Source organism: Rhizobium sp. WW_1 (assembly GCF_003610155.1).
GTDB classification, from domain to species: domain Bacteria; phylum Pseudomonadota; class Alphaproteobacteria; order Rhizobiales; family Rhizobiaceae; genus Rhizobium; species Rhizobium tropici_A.
Map to the genome: position 1 here is coordinate 368,062 of NZ_RAIN01000007.1, position 19,734 is coordinate 387,795.

19 protein-coding genes are annotated in these 19,734 nt (G+C 61.4%); 10 read left to right on the plus strand and 9 right to left on the minus strand.

Features of this window, described 5'->3' with window-relative positions:
- Nucleotides 1–12: 12 nt before the first annotated feature.
- Complete coding sequence (locus BJ928_RS22530) at nucleotides 13–663, minus strand: arylesterase (protein ID WP_047630612.1); 651 nt, start codon at nucleotides 661–663, stop codon at nucleotides 13–15.
- 82 nt (nucleotides 664–745) lie between these two features.
- Here BJ928_RS22530 and BJ928_RS22535 point away from each other — a divergent pair, with 82 nt between their 5' ends.
- The 4 genes from BJ928_RS22535 to BJ928_RS22550 all read left to right on the plus strand — a co-directional run bounded on the left by BJ928_RS22535 (nucleotide 746) and on the right by BJ928_RS22550 (nucleotide 5,611).
- Nucleotides 746–1,456, plus strand: coding sequence for an ABC transporter ATP-binding protein (locus BJ928_RS22535; protein WP_047630611.1), 711 nt, complete (start codon nucleotides 746–748; stop codon nucleotides 1,454–1,456).
- Complete coding sequence (locus tag BJ928_RS22540) at nucleotides 1,453–3,999, plus strand: ABC transporter permease (protein WP_047630610.1); 2,547 nt, start codon at nucleotides 1,453–1,455, stop codon at nucleotides 3,997–3,999. The genes BJ928_RS22535 and BJ928_RS22540 overlap by 4 nt, the downstream gene beginning before the upstream one ends.
- 194 nt (nucleotides 4,000–4,193) lie before the next feature.
- Complete coding sequence (locus BJ928_RS22545) at nucleotides 4,194–4,934, plus strand: Bax inhibitor-1/YccA family protein (protein WP_047630609.1); 741 nt, start codon at nucleotides 4,194–4,196, stop codon at nucleotides 4,932–4,934.
- A 119-nt stretch (nucleotides 4,935–5,053) separates the two neighbouring features.
- Nucleotides 5,054–5,611 (plus strand): GNAT family N-acetyltransferase, encoded by a 558-nt coding sequence (locus BJ928_RS22550; RefSeq protein WP_047630608.1) that lies wholly within the window; start codon nucleotides 5,054–5,056, stop codon nucleotides 5,609–5,611.
- A gap of 30 nt (nucleotides 5,612–5,641) precedes the next feature.
- Here BJ928_RS22550 and BJ928_RS22555 read toward each other — a convergent pair whose 3' ends face one another.
- From BJ928_RS22555 to acnA, 3 genes are all read right to left on the minus strand, one after another.
- The gene (locus tag BJ928_RS22555) at nucleotides 5,642–6,043 is read right to left on the minus strand and encodes a DUF2794 domain-containing protein (RefSeq protein WP_047630607.1); all 402 of its coding nucleotides are present in this window, start codon (nucleotides 6,041–6,043) and stop codon (nucleotides 5,642–5,644) included.
- A 330-nt stretch (nucleotides 6,044–6,373) separates the two neighbouring features.
- A complete protein-coding gene (locus tag BJ928_RS22560) occupies nucleotides 6,374–7,117 on the minus strand; it encodes a thioredoxin family protein (protein WP_047630606.1) in 744 nt (247 codons plus the stop codon).
- Nucleotides 7,118–7,375: 258 nt separating this feature from the next.
- On the minus strand, nucleotides 7,376–10,066 hold the full coding sequence (gene acnA / locus BJ928_RS22565) for an aconitate hydratase AcnA (RefSeq protein WP_047630605.1): 2,691 nt from the start codon (nucleotides 10,064–10,066) through the stop codon (nucleotides 7,376–7,378).
- Nucleotides 10,067–10,329: 263 nt separating this feature from the next.
- Between acnA and ccmA the strand changes: the two genes are divergently transcribed.
- The 5 genes from ccmA to BJ928_RS22590 all read left to right on the plus strand — a co-directional run bounded on the left by ccmA (nucleotide 10,330) and on the right by BJ928_RS22590 (nucleotide 13,517).
- On the plus strand, nucleotides 10,330–10,977 hold the full coding sequence (gene ccmA, locus BJ928_RS22570) for a heme ABC exporter ATP-binding protein CcmA (RefSeq protein ID WP_047630604.1): 648 nt from the start codon (nucleotides 10,330–10,332) through the stop codon (nucleotides 10,975–10,977).
- Nucleotides 10,978–11,233: 256 nt separating this feature from the next.
- Nucleotides 11,234–11,893 carry a heme exporter protein CcmB gene (gene ccmB, locus BJ928_RS22575; RefSeq protein ID WP_047630603.1) on the plus strand — a complete coding sequence of 220 codons (660 nt, stop codon included), beginning with the start codon at nucleotides 11,234–11,236 and terminating at the stop codon, nucleotides 11,891–11,893.
- A gap of 79 nt (nucleotides 11,894–11,972) precedes the next feature.
- Nucleotides 11,973–12,734: a heme ABC transporter permease gene (locus tag BJ928_RS22580; RefSeq protein ID WP_047630602.1), complete on the plus strand. Its 762-nt coding sequence runs from the start codon at nucleotides 11,973–11,975 to the stop codon at nucleotides 12,732–12,734.
- Nucleotide 12,735: 1 nt separating this feature from the next.
- Nucleotides 12,736–12,909, plus strand: coding sequence for a heme exporter protein CcmD (gene ccmD, locus BJ928_RS22585; RefSeq protein WP_047630601.1), 174 nt, complete (start codon nucleotides 12,736–12,738; stop codon nucleotides 12,907–12,909).
- Nucleotides 12,906–13,517 carry a DsbE family thiol:disulfide interchange protein gene (locus BJ928_RS22590; protein ID WP_047630600.1) on the plus strand — a complete coding sequence of 204 codons (612 nt, stop codon included), beginning with the start codon at nucleotides 12,906–12,908 and terminating at the stop codon, nucleotides 13,515–13,517. The genes ccmD and BJ928_RS22590 overlap by 4 nt, the downstream gene beginning before the upstream one ends.
- Before the next feature lie 248 nt (nucleotides 13,518–13,765).
- Here BJ928_RS22590 and BJ928_RS22595 read toward each other — a convergent pair whose 3' ends face one another.
- From BJ928_RS22595 to dapF, 5 genes are read right to left on the minus strand one after another with little or no spacing between them, the layout of a single operon-like run.
- The gene (locus tag BJ928_RS22595; RefSeq protein WP_047630599.1) at nucleotides 13,766–14,356 is read right to left on the minus strand and encodes a DUF2585 domain-containing protein; all 591 of its coding nucleotides are present in this window, start codon (nucleotides 14,354–14,356) and stop codon (nucleotides 13,766–13,768) included.
- Entirely contained in the window at nucleotides 14,353–15,072 is a 720-nt protein-coding gene (locus BJ928_RS22600; protein ID WP_047630598.1) for a septation protein A, read from the minus strand. The genes BJ928_RS22595 and BJ928_RS22600 overlap by 4 nt, the downstream gene beginning before the upstream one ends.
- Nucleotides 15,069–16,634 carry a signal recognition particle-docking protein FtsY gene (gene ftsY, locus BJ928_RS22605; protein WP_047630597.1) on the minus strand — a complete coding sequence of 522 codons (1,566 nt, stop codon included), beginning with the start codon at nucleotides 16,632–16,634 and terminating at the stop codon, nucleotides 15,069–15,071. The genes BJ928_RS22600 and ftsY overlap by 4 nt, the downstream gene beginning before the upstream one ends.
- An 18-nt stretch (nucleotides 16,635–16,652) precedes the next feature.
- Nucleotides 16,653–17,927 carry a tRNA (N(6)-L-threonylcarbamoyladenosine(37)-C(2))-methylthiotransferase MtaB gene (mtaB, locus tag BJ928_RS22610; protein ID WP_047630596.1) on the minus strand — a complete coding sequence of 425 codons (1,275 nt, stop codon included), beginning with the start codon at nucleotides 17,925–17,927 and terminating at the stop codon, nucleotides 16,653–16,655.
- Nucleotides 17,924–18,829, minus strand: coding sequence for a diaminopimelate epimerase (gene dapF, locus BJ928_RS22615; RefSeq protein WP_047630595.1), 906 nt, complete (start codon nucleotides 18,827–18,829; stop codon nucleotides 17,924–17,926). Before dapF ends, mtaB begins: the two co-directional genes overlap by 4 nt.
- Nucleotides 18,830–19,218: 389 nt before the next feature.
- Between dapF and BJ928_RS22620 the strand changes: the two genes are divergently transcribed.
- Nucleotides 19,219–19,662: an SRPBCC family protein gene (locus BJ928_RS22620; RefSeq protein ID WP_047630594.1), complete on the plus strand. Its 444-nt coding sequence runs from the start codon at nucleotides 19,219–19,221 to the stop codon at nucleotides 19,660–19,662.
- Nucleotides 19,663–19,734 lie beyond the last annotated feature (72 nt).

Here is a 19,734-nt window from a genome sequence, read left to right on the forward strand (position 1 = left end):
CGGTGCAAGCATCTATTTCGCACCTGCGTCAATCATCCCTACAAAACTCATAACATCAGCCAACATACGCTCGACCATGACATCGACCCCTTTCGGATTGGGATGCATGCCATCCGAGAGTTGCAGATCGGCATGCGCGGCGACGCCGTCGAGGAAGAACGGATAGAGCGCAAGCTGGTATTTATCGGCCAGACGCTTGTAGATCGGATTGAATTTATCGGCATAGTCGGCTCCCATATTTGGAGGCGCCAGCATGCCGGCGAGGAGGATCGGGATCTTTCTGTCCTTCAACCGCTCGATCATCGTCTCGAGATTCTTTTCCGTCTGCTCCGGCGGAATGCCACGCAACGCATCGTTGGCGCCGAGTTCCAGGATCACGCCATCCGTGCCGTCAGGCACGGACCAGTCGATCCGGGAAAGCCCACCAGAGGTCGTGTCGCCGGAAACGCCGGCATCGGCAACCGCCACATCCAGCCCCTTCGCCTTCAGCGCCGCCTCAAGCTTGGCCGGAAATCCGTCGCCTGGTGGCAACTGGTAGCCGGCCATCAGACTGTCGCCGAGGCCGACCAGCTGGATGGTCCTGGCGTTTGCAGCGCCGACCATGCCAAACAAAAGACCGAAAGTGATGACAGCGAATTGAAGTGCGGCAACTTTAAAACCCATGATCCATTCCCTAAATTCGCTGCTCGGGCCGGATTGCGCCCGCCATGACCTCTGATGTTCTCTGGTATATAGGGCGTTCGCATTGGCAAAAACCATCATCGAGCTGAAGAAGGCGGATTTGACGCTTGGCAACGCCGCCGCTTCTGTCCACGTGTTGAAGGGCATCGACCTCACGATCATGGAAGGTGAGGCCGTCGGCATCGTCGGCCCGTCCGGCTCCGGCAAGTCCACCTTGCTGATGGTGCTAGCCGGCCTCGAAAAGCTCGACAGCGGCGAACTTCTGATCCGCGACACGCCGCTGCATAGCCTCAGCGAAGACCGTATCGCCGATTTCCGCGGCCGCAATATCGGCATCGTCTTCCAGTCCTTCCATTTGATCGCCAATATGACGGCGCTGGAAAACGTCGCCGTGCCGCTGGAACTTGCCAATGTCCGCGACGCCTTCGACATCGCCCGGCGCGAGCTGGAAGCGGTGGGCTTGGGCGAGCGGCTTAGCCATTATCCAGGCCAGCTTTCCGGTGGCGAACAGCAGCGCGTGGCGATCGCTCGTGCGCTGGCGCCCTCTCCTGCAGTGCTGATCGCCGACGAACCCACCGGCAATCTCGACACTGACACCGGCCGGCAGATCGCCGACCTGCTCTTTGCCCAGCAGGCGGAACGCGGCACGACCATGCTGCTCGTCACTCACGATCCCGCCCTTGCCGCACGCTGCTCGCGCCAGATCCGCGTCCGCTCCGGCGAAATCGAGAACGACAGCACCCGCACGCGCGCCAGCCAGGCGGCGATTGCATGAGCGCGGCGGGATCGCGCCTGCCGCTCGCTTTCCGCCTTGCCATGCGCGAACTGCGCGGCGGCCTTGGCGGCTTCTACATCTTCCTCGCTTGCATCGCGCTCGGCACCGGCGCGATCGCCGCCGTCAATTCCGTTTCCCGCTCGATCACCGACGCGATCTCGACGCAGGGGCAATCGCTGCTATCAGGCGACGCCCGTTTCGAGCTGCGCAATCGCGAGGCGACGCCGGAAGAGTTTGCCTATCTCCAAAGCTTGGGGAAGGTCTCCCGCTCCACCGGCCTGCGCTCCATGGCACGCCTGCCCGACGGCTCGGACCAGGCGCTGGTCGAGGTCAAGGCCGTCGACGACGCCTATCCCCTCTACGGCACCTTCGAGGCCGACCCCAATCAGCCGCTCCCAACGCTGCTGGCCGCCAAGGACGGCACCTATGGCGCTGTCGTGGCTCCACTGCTGCTCGAACGCCTGAATCTCAAGGTTGGCGGCGATCTGCTGCTGGGCAACGCCAGGCTGCGCATCACGGGAACGATCACGACCGAGCCCGACGCTGTCTCCGAAGGTTTTGGCTTCGCGCCCCGCCTGCTCACCAGCCGCGACGCCCTGATCGCCTCCGGCCTGATCACGACGGGCAGCCTCGTCGAGCAGTCCTACAAGATCCGCATGGCCGATCCCGCAACCGGCCTTCGCAATCTCGGCGACCGTGCCAATGCCGCCTTCCCGCAGGCGGGCTGGTCGATCCGCAGCAGCGACCGTGCCGCTCCACAGCTTGCAGACAATGTCACCCGCTTCTCGCAGTTCCTGACGCTCGTCGGCCTGGCGGCGCTCATCGTCGGCGGCGTCGGCGTCGCCAACGCGGTCCGCGCCTTCCTCGATTCGAAGCGCACGACCATCGCCACCTTCAAGTGCCTGGGCGCGCCCGCCTTCGTCGTCGTGCTGATCTATCTCATCCAGATTGCCGTCATTGCATTGGCCGGCATAGCGGTCGGTCTCGTTCTCGGCGCCATCGCGCCGATGATCGCGTCGCGGTTCATGGCGGAATTCCTGCCGATTTCGACCGCGCCGCGGCTCTATCCCGGCGCGCTGACGCTGGCTGCCCTCTTTGGCCTGCTGACGACGCTGGCCTTCGCAATCCCGCCGCTCGGCCATGCCCGCGAGGTGCCGGCGACGGCGCTGTTCCGCGAACAGGGCTTCGAAGCCCGCCGGCTGCCCGGCTGGCCCTATCTGCTGGCCGCCGGCCTACTGATGGCGGCCCTTGCGGCCCTGGCGATCGTAACAGCCTATGACCGTTTCATCGCCATCGTCTTCGTCGTCTCGATCGCAGGCGCTTTCGTCGTGCTGCGCGTCGTTGCCGCCGCGCTTTCATGGCTTGCCCGCCGCAGTCCGCGGGTGCGCTCGCCGGCCCTTCGCTTGGCGATCGGCAACATCCATCGACCGGGCGCGCTCACCTCGTCCGTCGTGCTGTCGCTCGGGCTCGGCCTGGCACTGCTCGTGACGCTGACCTTGATCGACGGCAATATGCGTCGCGAGCTGATGGGGCGCATGAGCGAACAGGCACCGAATTTCTTCTTCGTCGATATCCAGGGACCGGAGCTGGAAGGCTTCCGCAAGATCGTCCTCGATATCGATCCCAAGGGCAAACTCATCGAGGCACCGATGCTGCGCGGCCGGATCGTCGCCTTCAACGGCGAGGATGTCACCAAGATGAAAGTGCCGGCCGCCGGCCAATGGGTGCTGCGCGGCGATCGCGGCATCACCTATGCCGATACGGTGCCGGAAAACGCCTCGGTCACGGAAGGTAAATGGTGGGACAAGGATTATAGCGGCGAGCCGCTGGTCTCCTTCTCCGAAGAGGAAGGCAAGGCGCTCGGCCTGAAGCTCGGCGACAAAGTCTCGGTCAACGTGCTCGGCCGCAACGTCACCGCCAAGATCGCCAGCTTCCGCAAGGTGCAATGGCAGTCGCTGTCGATCAATTTCGTGATGATCTTCTCGCCCAATACCTTCAGGGGCGCGCCGCATGCCTGGCTGGCGACCCTGACGGACACATCCGCCACCTCGGAACAGGAGGCCGCGATCCTGCGGAAAGTCACCAATACCTATCCGACCATCACAAGCGTCCGCGTCAAGGACGCGCTCGATGTCGTCAATACGCTGGTGGGACAGCTGGCGACGGCTATCCGCTCCGCCGCATCGGTGGCGCTGATCGCCTCGGTGCTGGTTCTGGCCGGCGCGCTCGCCGCCGGCAACCGCGCCCGCACACACGACGCCGTGATCCTCAAGACGCTCGGCGCGACGCGGGCGACGCTGATCCGTGCTTTCAGCTATGAATATCTGATCCTCGGTGCAGCGACCGCCGTCTTCGCACTGATCGCCGGCTCGGCATCCGCATGGTATATCGTCAGCCGTATCATGCACCTGCCTTCGGCCTTCCTGCCCGACGTCGCCTTCTCCACACTGATCATCGCCCTGGTTTTGACCGTCGGGATCGGCTTGATCGGCACCTGGCGCATCCTCGGCCAGAAGGCGGCACCCGTCCTGCGCGAGCTCTGATCCGCTCCGAGACGATTGCTGCGCCGTCCGGATGGCCCGATGTTACATCGATTTAACATGGGTCAGACCGCTTGACCCTTGTCTACAAGGCCGGAAAGCCTCATATTCTGTGCAGGCATGCTGGAGCTCCGCAGCGGCGCCTGGACCTGAAAGGCCCGACACCGTACCCAAATCGGAGCTTGAAAGAGGAAAACATGGCTGACTTTCGCAATTACCAAAACCGGGCGCAGAGCGGTGCGCAATCCGGTGCGATGATAGACGAGGGCCTTCGAGCCTACATGCTCAAGGTCTATAACCTGATGGCGCTGGGTCTGGCGATCACGGGTGTAGCCGCTTATCTCGCTTTCTCTCTGGCTTTCGCAAACGGACAGATCACGGCTTTCGGCCAGGCGATCTATCTCAGCCCGCTGAAGTGGGTTGTCATTTTCGCCCCGCTGGCGATGGTCTTCTTCCTGAGCTTCAGGATCAACCGCATGAGCGTGGCCGCCGCGACGACGACCTTCTGGGTCTACGCCGCGCTGGTGGGCCTGTCGCTGTCGTCGATCTTCATCATCTACACCGGCCAGAGCGTCGTGCAGACCTTCTTCGTGACCGCCGCCTCGTTCGGCGCGCTGTCGCTCTACGGCTACACGACCAAGCGTGATCTCTCCGCGATGGGCTCGTTCCTGATGATGGGTCTGTTCGGCCTGATCATCGCGTCGCTGGTCAACATCTTCCTGGCTTCGTCCGCCATGCAGTTCGCCATCTCCGTGATCGGCGTGCTCATCTTCGCAGGCCTCACCGCCTACGATACGCAGCGGATCAAGGAAATGTACTATGGTGCCGACGATGCGACCGTGGCTGGCCGCAAGGCCATTATGGGCGCCCTGTCGCTCTACCTGGACTTCATCAACCTGTTCCTGTTCCTGCTGCGCTTCATGGGCAACAGAAACTAATCGAACGGCTTGAACAATGAACGGAAAGGCGGCTTCGGCCGCCTTTTTTATTTGCCTGGTCATCAGCGCTGCGATTTGATGACCGCCGTCACAATCACAGATCAGGCAATCACAAGCAGATGTCCGTCAGCCTTCGCAGCGCCACCAAAGACGATCTTTCCCACATCACGGCAATCTATCGCGACTCCGTTTTGAACGGCACGGCAAGCTATGAGATCACGCCGCCAACCCGGGAGGAAATGGCGGCTCGGTTCGAAGCAATCCGTGACAAGGGCTATCCCTATCTCGCCGCCGAAGACGAAACCGGCACCTTCCTAGGCTATGCCTATGCCTCCGCATTTCGCACCCGGCCGGCCTATCGCTGGATCGTGGAGGATTCGATCTACCTGGCACCGGAGGCGCGTGGACGCGGCGTCGGCAGGCTGTTGCTGGACGCCCTGGTCGAAAGCTGCCAGACGCTTGGCTTCCGCCAAATGATCGCCGTCATCGGCGGCGCCCATCCGGCCTCCATCGCCGTGCATCGTGCCGCGGGATTTACCGAAACCGGTCTGCTGAAAGGTACGGGCTACAAGCACGGCCGCTGGCTGGATACAATGCTGATGCAGAAGACACTCGGCGAGGGAACTGGCACCGATCCCGATCCCTCGGTTTATCCTGGTACATTGTTTGGGGAATAGATCCCGCATTTTCCGCCCGATGACGGAAAGCTACTTCTCCACCAGCTTCAGCTGCTTGTCGAAAACCTTCAGCACCTGGCTCAGCTCGTGTCCCCGCTTCAGGATCATGCCATTGGTATTGACGACCGAAAAAGCGCCCTGCTTGGCGGCCAGTTTGGGGTTCTTTTCGATGCGGAAGAGCGGCATCTCGCCGGAGCGCTTGAAGACGGAAAAGACCGCCTTGTCCTTCAAATGGTCGATGGCATAGTCACGCCACTCGCCCTCACCGACCATGCGGCCGTAAATCCAGAGAATCGCATCCAGCTCCCGGCGATGGAAGGTCACCGGCAGCGGGTCCTTGCTCTGTCTGTATTCCCTGAGATCGACGACAACGGAGGAACTGGTATCGGTGGAGCGGCTTTCGCCGTGTCGCAAATCCGGCTGATCAGTCATCAATCCCCCAGGGGTTATCTCATGACAGGAGAATGACAGTTTGCCTCAGCCGCATCAAATTGCAAGACGGCTAGGGGCTCACAATTTCTTTCCCAAGATGGAAAGCACCTCGTCAGTGCCGCATTTCAGCCAAAACGACGCCCAATTTACAGGAAGTATAGGGAGCCGTTTGACGCCGCCGCGTCAAACGGCCCGGCCGGGGCGCATCGATTAAACCCCAGCCCCGAATGCGTCCTCGCCGGGCACCTCCCCTTTTTGGCACAGGCCAAAACAGGGACCCTTTCGGCCTAGACCGAAACTGGAATGCGCCGGCAAAGCTTGAAAGGCCGTTCAGCCGTCCGAGCCGACAGTCAGAACGGTTGCGCCGAGAATGGCGGCGGGATCGCCCGCAGGCGTCGACGACTGCAGGAGAATTGCAAGACCCCGCCGTCCGGCCTTGTCGAGCACGGTGGAGGGCAATACGAGGCTCATCGCCTTGCCGTCCCACATGCCAACCGTTTCGACATCCGACACCGCGTGCATATAGGCGATCTGCTGGCCGTTGTTCTCGCCGCCCTTCGGCGCCACCATCTGCTCCTTGTCGAAATAGACGGCAACCACATTGGCCCTGCCCTGCCCGGCCCCGATCTTGATCTCGAGCTCATCGCCCTTCATCGCGGCATTGACCGGAACGGTCAGCCCTTCACCCTGGCGCTGGAAGTCATCGAGCTTGACGTTGATGGCATTGAGATCGGCGCCGTTCATATGGTCCCGGCCGTTGACAACAGCCTGCGGCGTATAGACCCCGCTGCGTCCCATCGTACGGGCATAGGCATATTGGCGAGCCGTGTTGTCCTTGGACGCCATGGTGTCGTTCCAGCCAAGGTAGTTCCAATAATCGACGTGATAGGCAAGCGCCACGACATTGCCCTGGCGAATCAGCTTGCGGAAAGCCGCATCGGCCGGAGGGCAGGAGGCGCATCCCTGTGCGGTGAAAAGCTCGACAACGCCTTTGATCTTCGGGGCTTCCTGCGCATGCAGCGAACTTGCGAGCGCAATGCCTGCCAGAAGTGGAACCAAAAATCGAAGGCGCATTTCTATCTTACCTCTGCATCCAATCATAAGCACCGTCTGCCTACACGGGCTCCGAAACACTCGCGCTTCTTGGGGCGATCAGGCCATATCAAGCCCGAAAAATCTGAAACAAGAGATAATAGTTTCGCGCGATGACGCAAAGTCACGATGGGGTGAGGCCGTGGTGAGCCCGAGGGCTCGCCGTACACATCACCGTGAAAAACAGGAGGCCGCCGGAAGAGTTTTCCGGCGGCCCACAGGAATGGCATTGAATGCCTATCAGGCAGCGAGATCGCGCAGAACGGTCTGCAGGATGCCGCCATTGTTGACGTAGACGACCTCATCCAGCGTATCGATACGGCAGATGATCGGGATATCGCGAACCGTGCCGTCACCATAGGTAACCTTGGCGATCTTGCGCTCGCGCGGCTTGATGTCTGCCAGGCCTTCGATCGTGACGAGTTCGTCGCCCTTCAGCTCCAAGCTGGCCCAAGTCGTGCCGTCCTCGAAGACGAAGGGAATGACGCCCATGCCAACCAGGTTCGAACGGTGGATACGCTCGAAGGACTGGGCGATCACGGCGCGTACGCCGAGCAGGTTCGTGCCCTTGGCAGCCCAGTCGCGCGACGAGCCGTTGCCATATTCGACACCGGCGAAGATGACGAGCGGAACGCCTTCGGCCTTGTACTGCATGGCCGCATCGTAGATCGAAGTCTCCTCCTTGGACGGATAGTGGATGGTGTAGCCACCTTCCTTGCCGTTCGGGCCGAGCATATGGTTGCGGATGCGGATGTTGGCGAAGGTGCCGCGCATCATGACTTCATGATTGCCGCGGCGCGTGCCGTACTGGTTGAAGTCGGCAACGCCGACGCCATGACCGATGAGGTAGGCACCGGCCGGCGAGGCAGCCTTGATCGAACCGGCCGGAGAAATGTGGTCGGTGGTGATCTTGTCGCCGAAGAGGCCGAGAACGCGAGCGCCCTTGATGTCGGAAACGCCGGCACCCTTCTTGCCCATGCCCACGAAGTAAGGCGGATTCTGAACGTAGGTCGAGTTGTCGTCCCAGGCATAGGTCTGGCCCGGCGGAACCTGAACCGCCTGCCAGTTGGCATCGCCCTTGAAGACGTCGGCATACTTGCTCTCGTAGAGCTCGCGGGTGACGTATTTCTGGATGAATTCCTGAACCTCATGCGAGGTCGGCCAGATGTCCTTGAGATAGACCGGCTTGCCATTCTGGTCTTCGCCGATCGGCTCCTTCGTCAGGTCGAGCTGCACCGTGCCGGCGAGCGCGTAGGCGACGACGAGCGGCGGCGAAGCCAGGTAGTTTGCCTGGACGTCAGGCGAAATACGGCCTTCGAAGTTGCGGTTACCGGAGAGAACGCCCGATACGATCAGACCCTTGTCGTTGATCGTCTTCGAAATCGGCGCCGGCAGCGGGCCGGAGTTGCCGATGCAGGTGGTGCAGCCGAAGCCGACGAGATTGAAGCCGAGCTTGTCGAGATCAGCCTGCAGACCGGACTTGGCGAGGTATTCGCCGACGACTTGGCTTCCCGGTGCCAGCGAGGTCTTGACCCACGGCTTGGTCTTCAGGCCCTTGGCAACGGCGTTGCGGGCAAGAAGGCCGGCAGCGATCAGCACCGACGGGTTGGAGGTGTTGGTGCACGAGGTGATGGCGGCAATGGCGACGTCGCCATGGCCGATATCGAAATCCGTGCCTTCAACCGCGTAGCGGTTGGAAAGCTGGCCGGGCTTCTTGTATTCGGTTTCCAGCGAAGTGGCGAAACCGGAAGCGATGTTTTCCAGCGCGATACGGCCTTCCGGACGCTTCGGACCAGCCATCGACGGCACGACGTCGCCGAGGTCGAGTTCCAGCGTGTCGGTGAAGACGAGGTCGGAACCGTCATTGTCGCGCCACATCCCCTGAGCCTTGGAATAGGCTTCGACGAGCGCGATGCGATCCTTGGCGCGGCCGGACATGTTGAGGTAGTTCAGCGTTTCCTTGTCGACCGGGAAGAAGCCGCAGGTCGCGCCGTATTCCGGACCCATGTTGCCGATGGTGGCACGGTCGGCGAGCGGCATGTTGTCGAGGCCGGGGCCGAAGAATTCGACGAACTTGGAAACGACGCCCTTCTTGCGCAGCATCTGCACGACAGTCAGCACGAGGTCGGTCGCGGTGACGCCTTCCTTGAGCTTGCCGGTGAGCTTGAAGCCGATGACTTCAGGCAGCAGCATGGAGACCGGCTGGCCGAGCATGGCAGCCTCAGCTTCGATACCGCCGACACCCCAGCCCAGAACGCCGAGACCGTTGATCATGGTCGTGTGCGAATCGGTGCCGACGCAGGTGTCGGGATAAGCGATCGTTTCGCCGTCTTCTTCCTTCGTCCAGACGGTCTGGCCGAGATATTCGAGATTGACCTGATGACAGATGCCGGTGCCGGGAGGAACGACGCGGAAGTTCTTGAATGCCTGCTGGCCCCACTTCAGGAAGCGGTAGCGCTCGCCGTTGCGCTGGTATTCCAGCTCGACGTTGCGGGCGAAGGCCTGCGGCGTGCCGAATTCGTCGACGATGACGGAGTGGTCGATGACGAGATCGACGGGAACGAGCGGGTTGATCTTTTCCGGATCGCCGCCGAGCGAAACCATCGCGTCGCGCATGGCAGCAAGGTCGACAACGGCGGGAACGCCGGTGAAGTCCTGCATCAGCACGCGTGCCGGGCGGTAAGCGATTTCGTTCTCGACGGTGCCCTTGTTGGTCAGCCATTCGGCGACGGCAAGGATATGTTCCTTCGTGACCGACTGCCCGTCTTCAAAACGCAGCAGGTTTTCCAGAAGCACCTTCATGGAATAAGGCAGCTTGGAAACGCCGGGCAGACCATTGGCTTCAGCCTTGGGCAGGCTGAAATACACATAGTCTTTCCCGCCCACGGTCAGCGTGGAACGACAATTGAAACTGTCAAGAGATTTAGACACGAGATACCCCGTTTCTGATAGCCAACACAGTCGTGCGAACGCCTATGCACTTTATGCACATCAGGATGCGGGTACGGCCATTTCCGCTGTCCGCACGTAAGGCAAAATACCTTAAGTTCGGCGCAAGGATGAAATTCACGCCGACCGCTGGCGTGGTTGCAGGTCTTATAGATAATTTCGTAAAGACTTGCCAGAGTGACAAGATGCAAATTTGGACAATTTTTTGCGCACTGCGGCAAAGACAATAGGGGAAGCCTGAGCGAATGCATCTAAGCGCTGAAAATCTGGCGGCAAGGCGGGGCGAAGACCTGATTTTCTTGAATGTTTCCTTCAACTTGGCAGATGGCGACGCACTCGTTCTAACGGGGCGCAACGGGTCGGGAAAATCGACACTTCTGCGCGTTGTGGCGGGCCTTCTCAGGCAGGAGAAAGGTGCTGTCACATTCACCGGAAATGACGGAGAATCGGGACGGCCGGCAGGCGAGGCCAGCCACTATCTCGGCCACCGCAACGCGATGAAATCCGAGCTGACGGTCGCCGAAAATCTGACCTTCTGGAAAACCTTTTTTGGCGACATGGCAGGCGGCCGTGGCCTTGATGTCGATGAAGCCATCGACGCGGTCGGCCTTGCCGGCATCACGCATCTGCCCTTCGGCTACCTCTCCGCCGGCCAGCAGCGGCGAATCGCTTTCGCCAAGCTTCTGGTCGCCCATCGCCCGATCTGGATCCTCGACGAACCGACGGCGGCGCTCGACAGCTCCGCCGACCGGCTCTTCGCTGATCTCATTACCGCGCATCAGAAGAATGGCGGCATTATTCTTGCTGCAACGCACCAGCCGCTGGGTTTGGAGAATGTGCAGGAGATGCGGATGACGGGGTTTGCCGGGGTGAGCGAGGGGGTGTGGGGATGAGTTCGATGCTTTTACCTATGCCGCACCTTCGATACCCCCCTCTGTCCCTTCGGGACATCTCCCCCACAAGGGGGGAGATTGTTGGGAGTTCGCTGCACCTGCTTATAAAACCAACGAGCTCTGTCTCTGCGGATTCGATGTTGGATGAGGGCGTGTGTACGCCACAAGTTACCAATCCCCCCCCTTGTGGGGGAGATGTCGCGAGAGCGACAGAGGGGGGTATCCCGGGTATCTCTCAGCATGAAAGAGTCTGCCCATGACCGCCCTCTTCCTCCGCGACCTCAGGCTTTCGGTGCGCGCCGGCGGCGGGGCGTTGATCGGCATTCTCTTTTTCCTCACCGTCGTCGCCGTCATTCCCTTCGGTGTCGGGCCTGATCTGAAGCTCCTCTCGCGTATCGGTCCGGCTATCGTCTGGATCGGCGCGCTGCTCGCAAGCCTGCTCGGCCTCGACCGGCTGTTCCAGGCCGAACGCGACGACGGCTCGCTCGATCTGCTCATCATGCAGGAAACACCGCTGGTGCTGACGGTCTTCATCAAATGCACCGCGCATTGGGTGGCAACCGGCCTGCCGCTCGTCATCGCCTCGCCGCTGCTCGGCCTCTTCATGAATATGAACGAGACGGCGATCGGCGCGACGGCGCTCACCCTGCTCGTCGGCTCGCCGGCGATTACCTTCATCGGCGCGGTCGGTGCCGCCGTCGCCGTGGCGCTCCCGCGCGGCGGGCTGCTGGTCTCCATCCTCGTGCTGCCACTGACCATCCCCGTGCTGATCTTCGGCGTCAGCGCTACCTATGCCGCGGTCGAAGGGCCGCAACCCTTCCTGCCGCCGTTCCTGATCCTGATCGCGCTCACTTTATTCTTCGCCGCTCTCGGCCCGGCCGCCGCCGCCCTTGCGCTGCGCAACACGACAGATTGATCTTGATGAGATACTGTTTCGCCAGTCTGAGACAATGCGGTCGATTGCCGGAAAAGCCATATCGGGTTAAACAAGCCGCATGAGCGATATCAGCCCTGCGATCAGCCGTTTTTCCGACCTCGCCAACCCCACGCGGTTTCTGGCCTTTTCGGCGCGTCTCATTCCATGGCTGGCGGTCATCTCGGCCGCGCTTTTCGCAATCGGCCTCTATCTCTCCTTTACGACGGAGGGCGACTACCAGCAGGGCGATACCGTCCGCATCATGTATATTCACGTGCCCTCGGCCTGGCTGTCGATGATGTGCTACACGATCATGAGCATGTCGGCGATCGGCACGCTCGTCTGGCGCCATCCGCTCGCCGATGTCGCCGGCAAGACGGCGGCCCCGCTCGGCGCCGCCTTCACGCTGATCGCGCTCGTCACCGGCTCACTCTGGGGCAAGCCGATGTGGGGCACCTATTGGGTCTGGGATGCGCGCCTGACCTCGGTCTTCATCCTCTTCCTGATGTATCTCGGCCTGATCGCGCTCAACCGCGCCATGGATGATCCATCCAAGGCCGCCCGCGTCGCCTCGATCCTGACGCTGGTCGGCTTCATCAATATCCCGATCATCAAGTTCTCCGTGGACTGGTGGAACACGCTACATCAGTCGGAAAGCATCATGCGCATGGATGGCCCGGCCATCGACGCGGAATTCCTCTGGCCGCTCTTCACCATGGCGCTGGCCTTCACGCTGTTGTTCTTCACGCTGCACCTGATGGCGATCCGCAACGAAATCTGGCGCCGCCGCATCGCCGCCCAGCGACGCATCGCCGCGCGCATGGCAAGCCGGGAGGAATAGCATGTCGCATCCCTTCTACGTCTTCGGCTCCTATGGCTTTGCCGCCTTCATGATCCTCGCCATCATCGCCTGGACATGGATCGACGGACGCCTGCGCCGCCGCGAACTCGCGGCCCTCGAAGCCTCCGGCATTCGCCGCCGCTCGCAGCGCGCGCCCGAGGGCGAGACGAAATGACTGCCGATACCGACAACAAGGATCAGCCGAAATCAGGCGGCACCGCGCGCTATCTGCTGGCGCTGATCCCGCTCATCGTCTTTGCCTGCATAGCCTTTGCTGTCGGCAAGGTCATGTACGACCAGGAAGTCCACGGGACCGATATCGCAGCCATTCCTTCGGCGTTGATCGGCACCAAGGCGCCCAAACTCGCGCTGCCGCCGCTTGCAGGCTCCAACCTGCCAGCGCTGACCGATGATGCCATCAAGGGCAAACTGACGCTGGTCAACGTCTTCGCCTCCTGGTGCATCCCCTGCCGCGACGAGCACCCGGTGCTGAAGGAACTCGCCAAGGGCGGCCAGCTCAATATCGTGGCGATCAATTACAAGGACACGAGCGAGAACGCGCTGCGCTTCCTCGGCGAACTCGGCAATCCCTATAACGCCATCGGCATCGACCCCAACGGCTCGGCCGCCATCGACTGGGGTGTCTACGGCATTCCTGAATCCTATCTCGTCTCGCCCGACGGCACGATCCTCTACAAGCAGGTCGGCCCCTTCACGCCGACCAGCCTCAAGGAAGGGCTCTATCCGGCGATAGCGAAGGCGCAGGGGAAGCCTGCGTCCTAGGTTCCTCGCTTCATCGAAGAGCAACCACCCGCCCTCGTGGTTCGAGGCTCCGGCCCCTTCGACAGGCTCACGAGCCTCCGCACCTCACCATGAGGGCTGATCTGCCCTGCTTCGTCTGACGCTGAGCTACCGTTCAATCGCCGCAAAAGCCACTCCACCTCATGGTGAGGTGCCCGATTGCCGAAGCATAGCGCAGGCAATGGAGCCTCGAACCACGAGGTGGCCACAGGGCCAGCTTCAAAACTCTCTTAAATCCCGCCCTGCCAGGTCTTGATTGCATCGACCGGCCAGACCAGCATCAACACGTTGAGCGTGAGATTGTCGCGGATCAGCCAGCCGGTGAGCAGCTCGAAGAAGATGGCGATGGCAACCGTCACCAGCACCGGCGCGCGCCAGGCGAAGAGGAAGCCAACCACCATGAACACCGCATCCATCGCCGAGTTGAGGATACTATCGCCGACATAATCGAGCGAGATCGTCGCCGCGCGATAGCGGTTGATGATGATCGGGGAATTTTCCAGCAACTCCCAGCCGGATTCGATCAGCATCGCAACGAAGAGCCGCATCGACAGCGGCTTACGGCGCATGATCAGATGCGTGAGCCCGAAGAAGAGGAAACCGTGGATGATGTGCGAGGGCGTGTACCAGTCGGCGATATGCTGCGAATTGCCACTCGATTTCACAACCGGCTCGAAGAGCTTCACGTAGCCGCATGTGCAGATCCACACGCGGCCCATCATGTGTTCCGCGACGATCTGTACGAGCAGAACGACGGCGCAGGCGATGAACCAGAAGCTCTGCTGCCGGTGGCGATCTTGGCCGTCGAGGCTCGCGTTCATTTATCGCCGCCTACCGGCGGTTCGACCGTGTGCTTCATGATCAGCGGCATCTGCGACAGGGTGAAAATAATGGTGATCGGCATCGTTCCCCAGACCTTGAAGTTGACCCAGAGATTGTCGGCAGCATGGACATCAGGGAGATAAAGCCAGTTCGAGCCGCGCCAGACAACTTCATTCAGCACGGCGAGAACGAAGAAGAAGATGCCCCAGCGCAGCGTCAGCTTGCGCCAGCCTTCTGCATCGAGCTGGAACGCGGCGTTGAAGACATAGCCGAGCAACGACTTGCCGAAGGCAAGGCCGCCGAGCAGCACGACGCCAAAGAGCGCGTTGACGATGGTCGGCTTCATCTTGATGAAGGTTTCGTTCTGCAGGTAGATGCCGAGCGCGCCGAAGACGACGACCACGATGCCGGAGACGAAGGGCATCAGCGGCAGATGGCCGAGCATGACCTTCGAGACGACAAGCGAGATCACCGTTGCGGCCATGAACAGGCCGGTGGCGACGAAAAGCGGGCCGCCGAGCGTTGCGAGCTGCGGAAAATGCTGCACCAGCCATTCGCCGCGCAGATTGCCGAAGAAGAATACCAGCAAAGGCCCGAGTTCCAGCACCAGCTTGAGCATGGGGTGATGCTTGTCGGCGGCGCTCGGAGTGAGATCGCGGTCACTGGTCGTCATTGCAGCATTTTCCCTGTCATCGAACTTGTTGTTGTCGTTCATTGGCCGTTTCCAGCCCCCGTGCCCGCGATGGCATTGGCGAAATCCTCGGCCTCGAACGGCTCAAGATCGTCTACACCCTCGCCGACGCCGATGAAATAGACCGGCAGCTTGTGCTTGGCCGAGATGGCCACAAGGATGCCACCTCGCGCCGTGCCGTCAAGCTTGGTCATGATCAGCCCGTTGACGCCGGCGACATTGCGGAAGATTTCCACCTGGTTCAGCGCATTCTGGCCCGTAGTGGCATCGAGCGTCTGCAACACCGTATGCGGCGCATCCGGATCGAGCTTGCCGAGCACGCGCACGATCTTTTCGAGCTCGGCCATCAGCTCCGCCTTGTTCTGCAGGCGGCCGGCCGTATCGATGATCAACACGTCACTCTTGTTGGCCTTGGCCTGCTGGAAAGCATCGAAGGCGAGGCCTGCGGCATCTGCGCCGAGCTTCGTCCCGATGAATTCCGACTTGGTGCGATCGGCCCAGATCTTCAATTGCTCGATGGCGGCGGCGCGGAACGTATCGCCGGCGGCAACCATGACTTTCAAACCTGCGCCGGAAAGCTTGGCCGCCAGCTTGCCGATCGTTGTCGTCTTGCCGGTGCCATTCACGCCGACGACGAGGATGACATGCGGCTTGTGGCTGAGATCGAGCTGCAGAGGCTTTGCCACAGGCTTCAGCACCTTGGCGATTTCCTGCGCCATGATACGGCCGACGTCCTCGCTGGTCACATCCTTGCCGTAGCGCTCGGAAGCCAGCGTATCCGTGACGCGCATCGCGGTTTCGACGCCGAGATCGGCCTGGATCAGCAAATCCTCCAGATCCTGCAGCGTCTGGTCGTCGAGCTTGCGCTTGGTAAAGAGCGCCGCGATCTGGCCGGTCAGCTGCGACGAGGTGCGCGCAAGCCCGGCGCGCAGGCGCTGGAACCAGGAGAGTTTCTGCTTTGGGGCCTCCGGAACAGGCGCAGGGGCCGAGGCAGCGGTGGAGAAGCCTTTGGGGAGAATGGGGGTTGCGGCTGGGGGCTCGGTGGCCTCAGAAGTAGGTTCGGAGGTCGTTGAGGTTTCCGCGCTTTCCGACGAAGATTTCGAATTTGCTGAAGCTTCTTCACCCCCCTCTGTCCTGTCGGACATCTCCCCCACAAGGGGGGAGATTGGTGCGATGGGGTGCTCTTCCGAAACTAGATTGGCTTCGGTATCTGCAGGTTGCTCCGGTTCAATCGCCTGAAGGTCTTCATGCTGCTGCGACCCGGATTCGAGGGAACCGGGAGCCTCAGCGGCCTCAATCTCTTTTGCAGCGAAAGCATCCGCCCCGCTTTCAGCCTGCTTCTCTTGCTCAACCGGCGCGGCATCCTCCAAACGATCTCCCCCCTTGTGGGGGAGATGTCCCGCAGGGACAGAGGGGGGTAACGCAGGCTCAACAAACTCGGAAGCCGGCGAAATATCTACAACGGGCGGCGCTTCCTGCTCCACAGCAGACGTTTCAACCTTCGTCAAATCCTCCGCAGGCGCCTGCTCCTCGGCCGGCTTTTCACGGCCGAAGGTGAAGACTTTTTTGATGAAACCGAGCGCCATGAAGTGTCCGTTGAAGCATTAGGCCGCGTCGGCGGCCAGAAGTTGCATGTCGAGGTGCTTGCCATTGTGGCCAGTGATTGCGACCTGCACAAGGTCGCGCGGCCGGAGGCCGGGGGCGGCGACAAGCGTGAAGTTTTCCGTATGCGCCAGCCCGCCATTCTCCACAAGCAGCCATTGCCGCGTGCCGACCATCTTGTCCAGATGGGCCTGGTGCAATCTTTGTCCGGCCTCGCGCAGGCGGGCGGCGCGTTCCTTGATCAGGCCGCGGTCGAGCTGCGGCATGCGGGCCGCAGGCGTGCCGGGGCGCGGGCTATACGGGAAGACATGCAGATGCGCGATGCCGGCTTCTTCCGCCAGACCAACCGCATTGGCAAACATCTCTTCCGTTTCCGTCGGAAAGCCGGCAATCATATCGGCGCCGAAGCTGGTCTCGGGGCGCAAGCGGCGCACATCCTCGATAAAGCGAAAAGCATCGGCGCGCGAGTGCCGCCGCTTCATGCGCTTGAGGATCATGTCGTCGCCATGCTGCAGGGAGAGATGCAGATGCGGCATGAAGCGCGGCTCGTCGGCGATGAGATCCATCAGATGCCGATCGGCCTCGATGCTGTCGATGGAGGACAGCCGCAGCCGGCGGATCTCCGGGATCTGCTTCAAAAGCGTCTTGGCAAGCAGGCCGAGCGTCGGCGCGCCCGGCAGGTCGGCGCCATAGCTGGTCGCGTCGACGCCGGTGAGAACGATTTCGCGATAACCGCTCTCGACCAGATTGCGGGCTTGATCGACGACAGCGCCCATCGGTACTGAGCGCGAATTGCCGCGGCCATAGGGAATGATACAGAAGGTGCAGCGATGGTCGCAGCCGTTCTGCACCTGAATGAAGGCGCGCACATGGCCATCGATATGGCGGATCATCTGCGGCGCGGTCGCCCGCACGCTCATGATGTCGTTGACGCGCAGCTTTTCTTCCGCCGAAACGCCAAAATCCGGCAAGGCGCGATACGAGGAGCTCTTCAGCTTCTCCTCGTTGCCGAGCACGGCATCCACTTCGGCCATCTCGGCAAAGGTCTGTTTCTCGGTCTGCGCGGCGCAACCCGTCACGATAATACGCGCATGCGGATTGTCGCGGCGTGCGCGGCGGATCGCCTGGCGCGCCTGACGCACGGCCTCGCCCGTCACGGCGCAGGTATTGACGAGAATAGCGTTGTTGAGCCCGGCCTTCTCAGCCTCGGCCCTCATCACTTCGGATTCATAGGTATTGAGGCGACAGCCGAAGGTAATGACCTCGACCCCGCTCACAGCGCCTGAGCCCCCTGCTCTTCATCGCGCGAGAAGCTGCCCGTCACCGGATCGACCATGCCGGACCATTCCCATTCGGCAGGCCCTGTCATGACGACATGGTCATTGCTTTCAACCCATTCGATGGTGAGCTTGCCAGGCGCAGGCGCGGAGGCAACCTCGATCGTCACCTTGCGCCCGGTGCGGCCGGTGCGGGCGGCGCTGACGGCGGCGGCACAGGCGGCCGAACCGCAGGCAAGCGTCAGGCCGGCGCCGCGCTCCCAGGTGCGGGTGCGCAGCGACGAAGGCGACAGCACCTGCGCCAGCGTGATATTGGCGCGCTCGGGAAACATCGGATGGTTCTCAAGCAGCGGGCCGAAGCGATCGAGATCGAAGGACATCGGGTCCTTGTCCACCCAGAAGATCGCATGCGGATTGCCCATCGAGGCGACCGAAGGCGAATGGAGGATCGGATTGTCGATCGGCCCGATCTGCAGCTCGATGCGGCTGGTATCGGCAAATTCCTCGGCAAGCGGGATCTTGTCCCAGGCAAAGACCGGCTTGCCCATGTCGACGGAAATCGTGCCGTCCTCATGCTCCCTGGCATTCAGGATGCCCGCAACGGTCTGGAAGGTGAAAACCTTCTTGCCCGTTTCCGCCGCCAGCGCCTGCACGACACAGCGCGTGCCATTGCCGCAGGCCTGCGCCTTCGTGCCATCGCAGTTCAGAATATCGATCCAGGCATCGGTGCCCTCGATCTTCGGATCGTGGATCGCCATGATCTGATCGAACTGGGTCGCCGGATCGGCATTGAGCGCGATCGCTGCAGCAGGCGTCACCACATCCTTGCGGCCGCGCATGTCGACAACCAGGATCTTGTTGCCAAGCCCGTTCATCCTCGCGAATTCGACCGTATTGCTCATGATGCCATGTCCGTCAGTGTTTTCGAGCTGTATATGGCGGAATTGCGGGGGAATTACCAGTGGAACGTGAAGGACGAACTATTAAGGACTGGACTGGCCGGGCCATCCGGGCCACCCTGATCCTTCGACAGGCTCAGGATGAGGGCGGAGCGAGTTGCGCGCCGGTAAGGGCGGCAGCCCTCATGGTGAGGAGGCCTGCAGGGCCGTCTCGAACCACGAGGGCGGATGGCTCGTCTTGCTATTGAATCACCTTATATGATCTCGGGACAAATCTGGCCGAGAAGCCTTGACGCAATCCATTTTGAGAAAAAATCATTCCCGATGTCGGATTGCCGAAAGCTACCGCGTCCTAGGCTCGTCCACTCCGTCAAACCAGAAGGATTTTGACAATGCCGAATACCATACGCCTGCACCGCGTCCTGGCCACCAGCCCGGAAAAGGTCTATCGCGCATTCATCGAAGCGGATGCGCTTGCCAAGTGGCTGCCGCCGAACGGCTTTGCCTGCACCGTGCATCATCTGGAGCCGAGCGTTGGCGGCACGTTCAGGATGTCGTTCCGCAACTTCACGACCGGCGAGAGCCATTCCTTCGGCGGCGATTTCCGCGAGCTGATCCCGGGCGAGCTGGTGCGCTACACCGACAAGTTCGACGATCCGAACCTGCCGGGCGAAATGGAAGTGACCGTGACGTTGAAGAAGGTTCTCGTCGGAACCGAAGTCAACATCACCCAGGCCGGCGTGCCCGACGTCATTCCGCGTGAGGCCTGCTATCTCGGCTGGCAGGAATCCCTGGTCAATCTGGCGAAACTCATCGAGCCTGACATCAAGCAGTAAGCTGCGACGACCCGCACAAGGCTTCCGGACACCCCTCTCCCCTCGGGGAGAAGGGGTTTTCTACCTGCGCAA

Bases quoted from the DNA above. Each gene is read 5' to 3' on its own strand.
- BJ928_RS22530 (WP_047630612.1), bottom strand. From the start codon at position 663: ATGGGTTTTAAAGTTGCCGCACTTCAATTCGCTGTCATCACTTTCGGT.
- BJ928_RS22540 (WP_047630610.1), top strand. From the start codon at position 1,453: ATGAGCGCGGCGGGATCGCGCCTGCCGCTCGCTTTCCGCCTTGCCATG.
- BJ928_RS22545 (WP_047630609.1), top strand. From the start codon at position 4,194: ATGGCTGACTTTCGCAATTACCAAAACCGGGCGCAGAGCGGTGCGCAA.
- BJ928_RS22550 (WP_047630608.1), top strand. From the start codon at position 5,054: ATGTCCGTCAGCCTTCGCAGCGCCACCAAAGACGATCTTTCCCACATC.
- BJ928_RS22555 (WP_047630607.1), bottom strand. From the start codon at position 6,043: ATGACTGATCAGCCGGATTTGCGACACGGCGAAAGCCGCTCCACCGAT.
- BJ928_RS22560 (WP_047630606.1), bottom strand. From the start codon at position 7,117: ATGCGCCTTCGATTTTTGGTTCCACTTCTGGCAGGCATTGCGCTCGCA.
- ccmA (WP_047630604.1), top strand. From the start codon at position 10,330: ATGCATCTAAGCGCTGAAAATCTGGCGGCAAGGCGGGGCGAAGACCTG.
- ccmB (WP_047630603.1), top strand. From the start codon at position 11,234: ATGACCGCCCTCTTCCTCCGCGACCTCAGGCTTTCGGTGCGCGCCGGC.
- BJ928_RS22580 (WP_047630602.1), top strand. From the start codon at position 11,973: ATGAGCGATATCAGCCCTGCGATCAGCCGTTTTTCCGACCTCGCCAAC.
- ccmD (WP_047630601.1), top strand. From the start codon at position 12,736: ATGTCGCATCCCTTCTACGTCTTCGGCTCCTATGGCTTTGCCGCCTTC.
- BJ928_RS22590 (WP_047630600.1), top strand. From the start codon at position 12,906: ATGACTGCCGATACCGACAACAAGGATCAGCCGAAATCAGGCGGCACC.
- BJ928_RS22595 (WP_047630599.1), bottom strand. From the start codon at position 14,356: ATGAACGCGAGCCTCGACGGCCAAGATCGCCACCGGCAGCAGAGCTTC.
- BJ928_RS22600 (WP_047630598.1), bottom strand. From the start codon at position 15,072: ATGAACGACAACAACAAGTTCGATGACAGGGAAAATGCTGCAATGACG.
- ftsY (WP_047630597.1), bottom strand. From the start codon at position 16,634: ATGGCGCTCGGTTTCATCAAAAAAGTCTTCACCTTCGGCCGTGAAAAG.
- dapF (WP_047630595.1), bottom strand. From the start codon at position 18,829: ATGAGCAATACGGTCGAATTCGCGAGGATGAACGGGCTTGGCAACAAG.
- BJ928_RS22620 (WP_047630594.1), top strand. From the start codon at position 19,219: ATGCCGAATACCATACGCCTGCACCGCGTCCTGGCCACCAGCCCGGAA.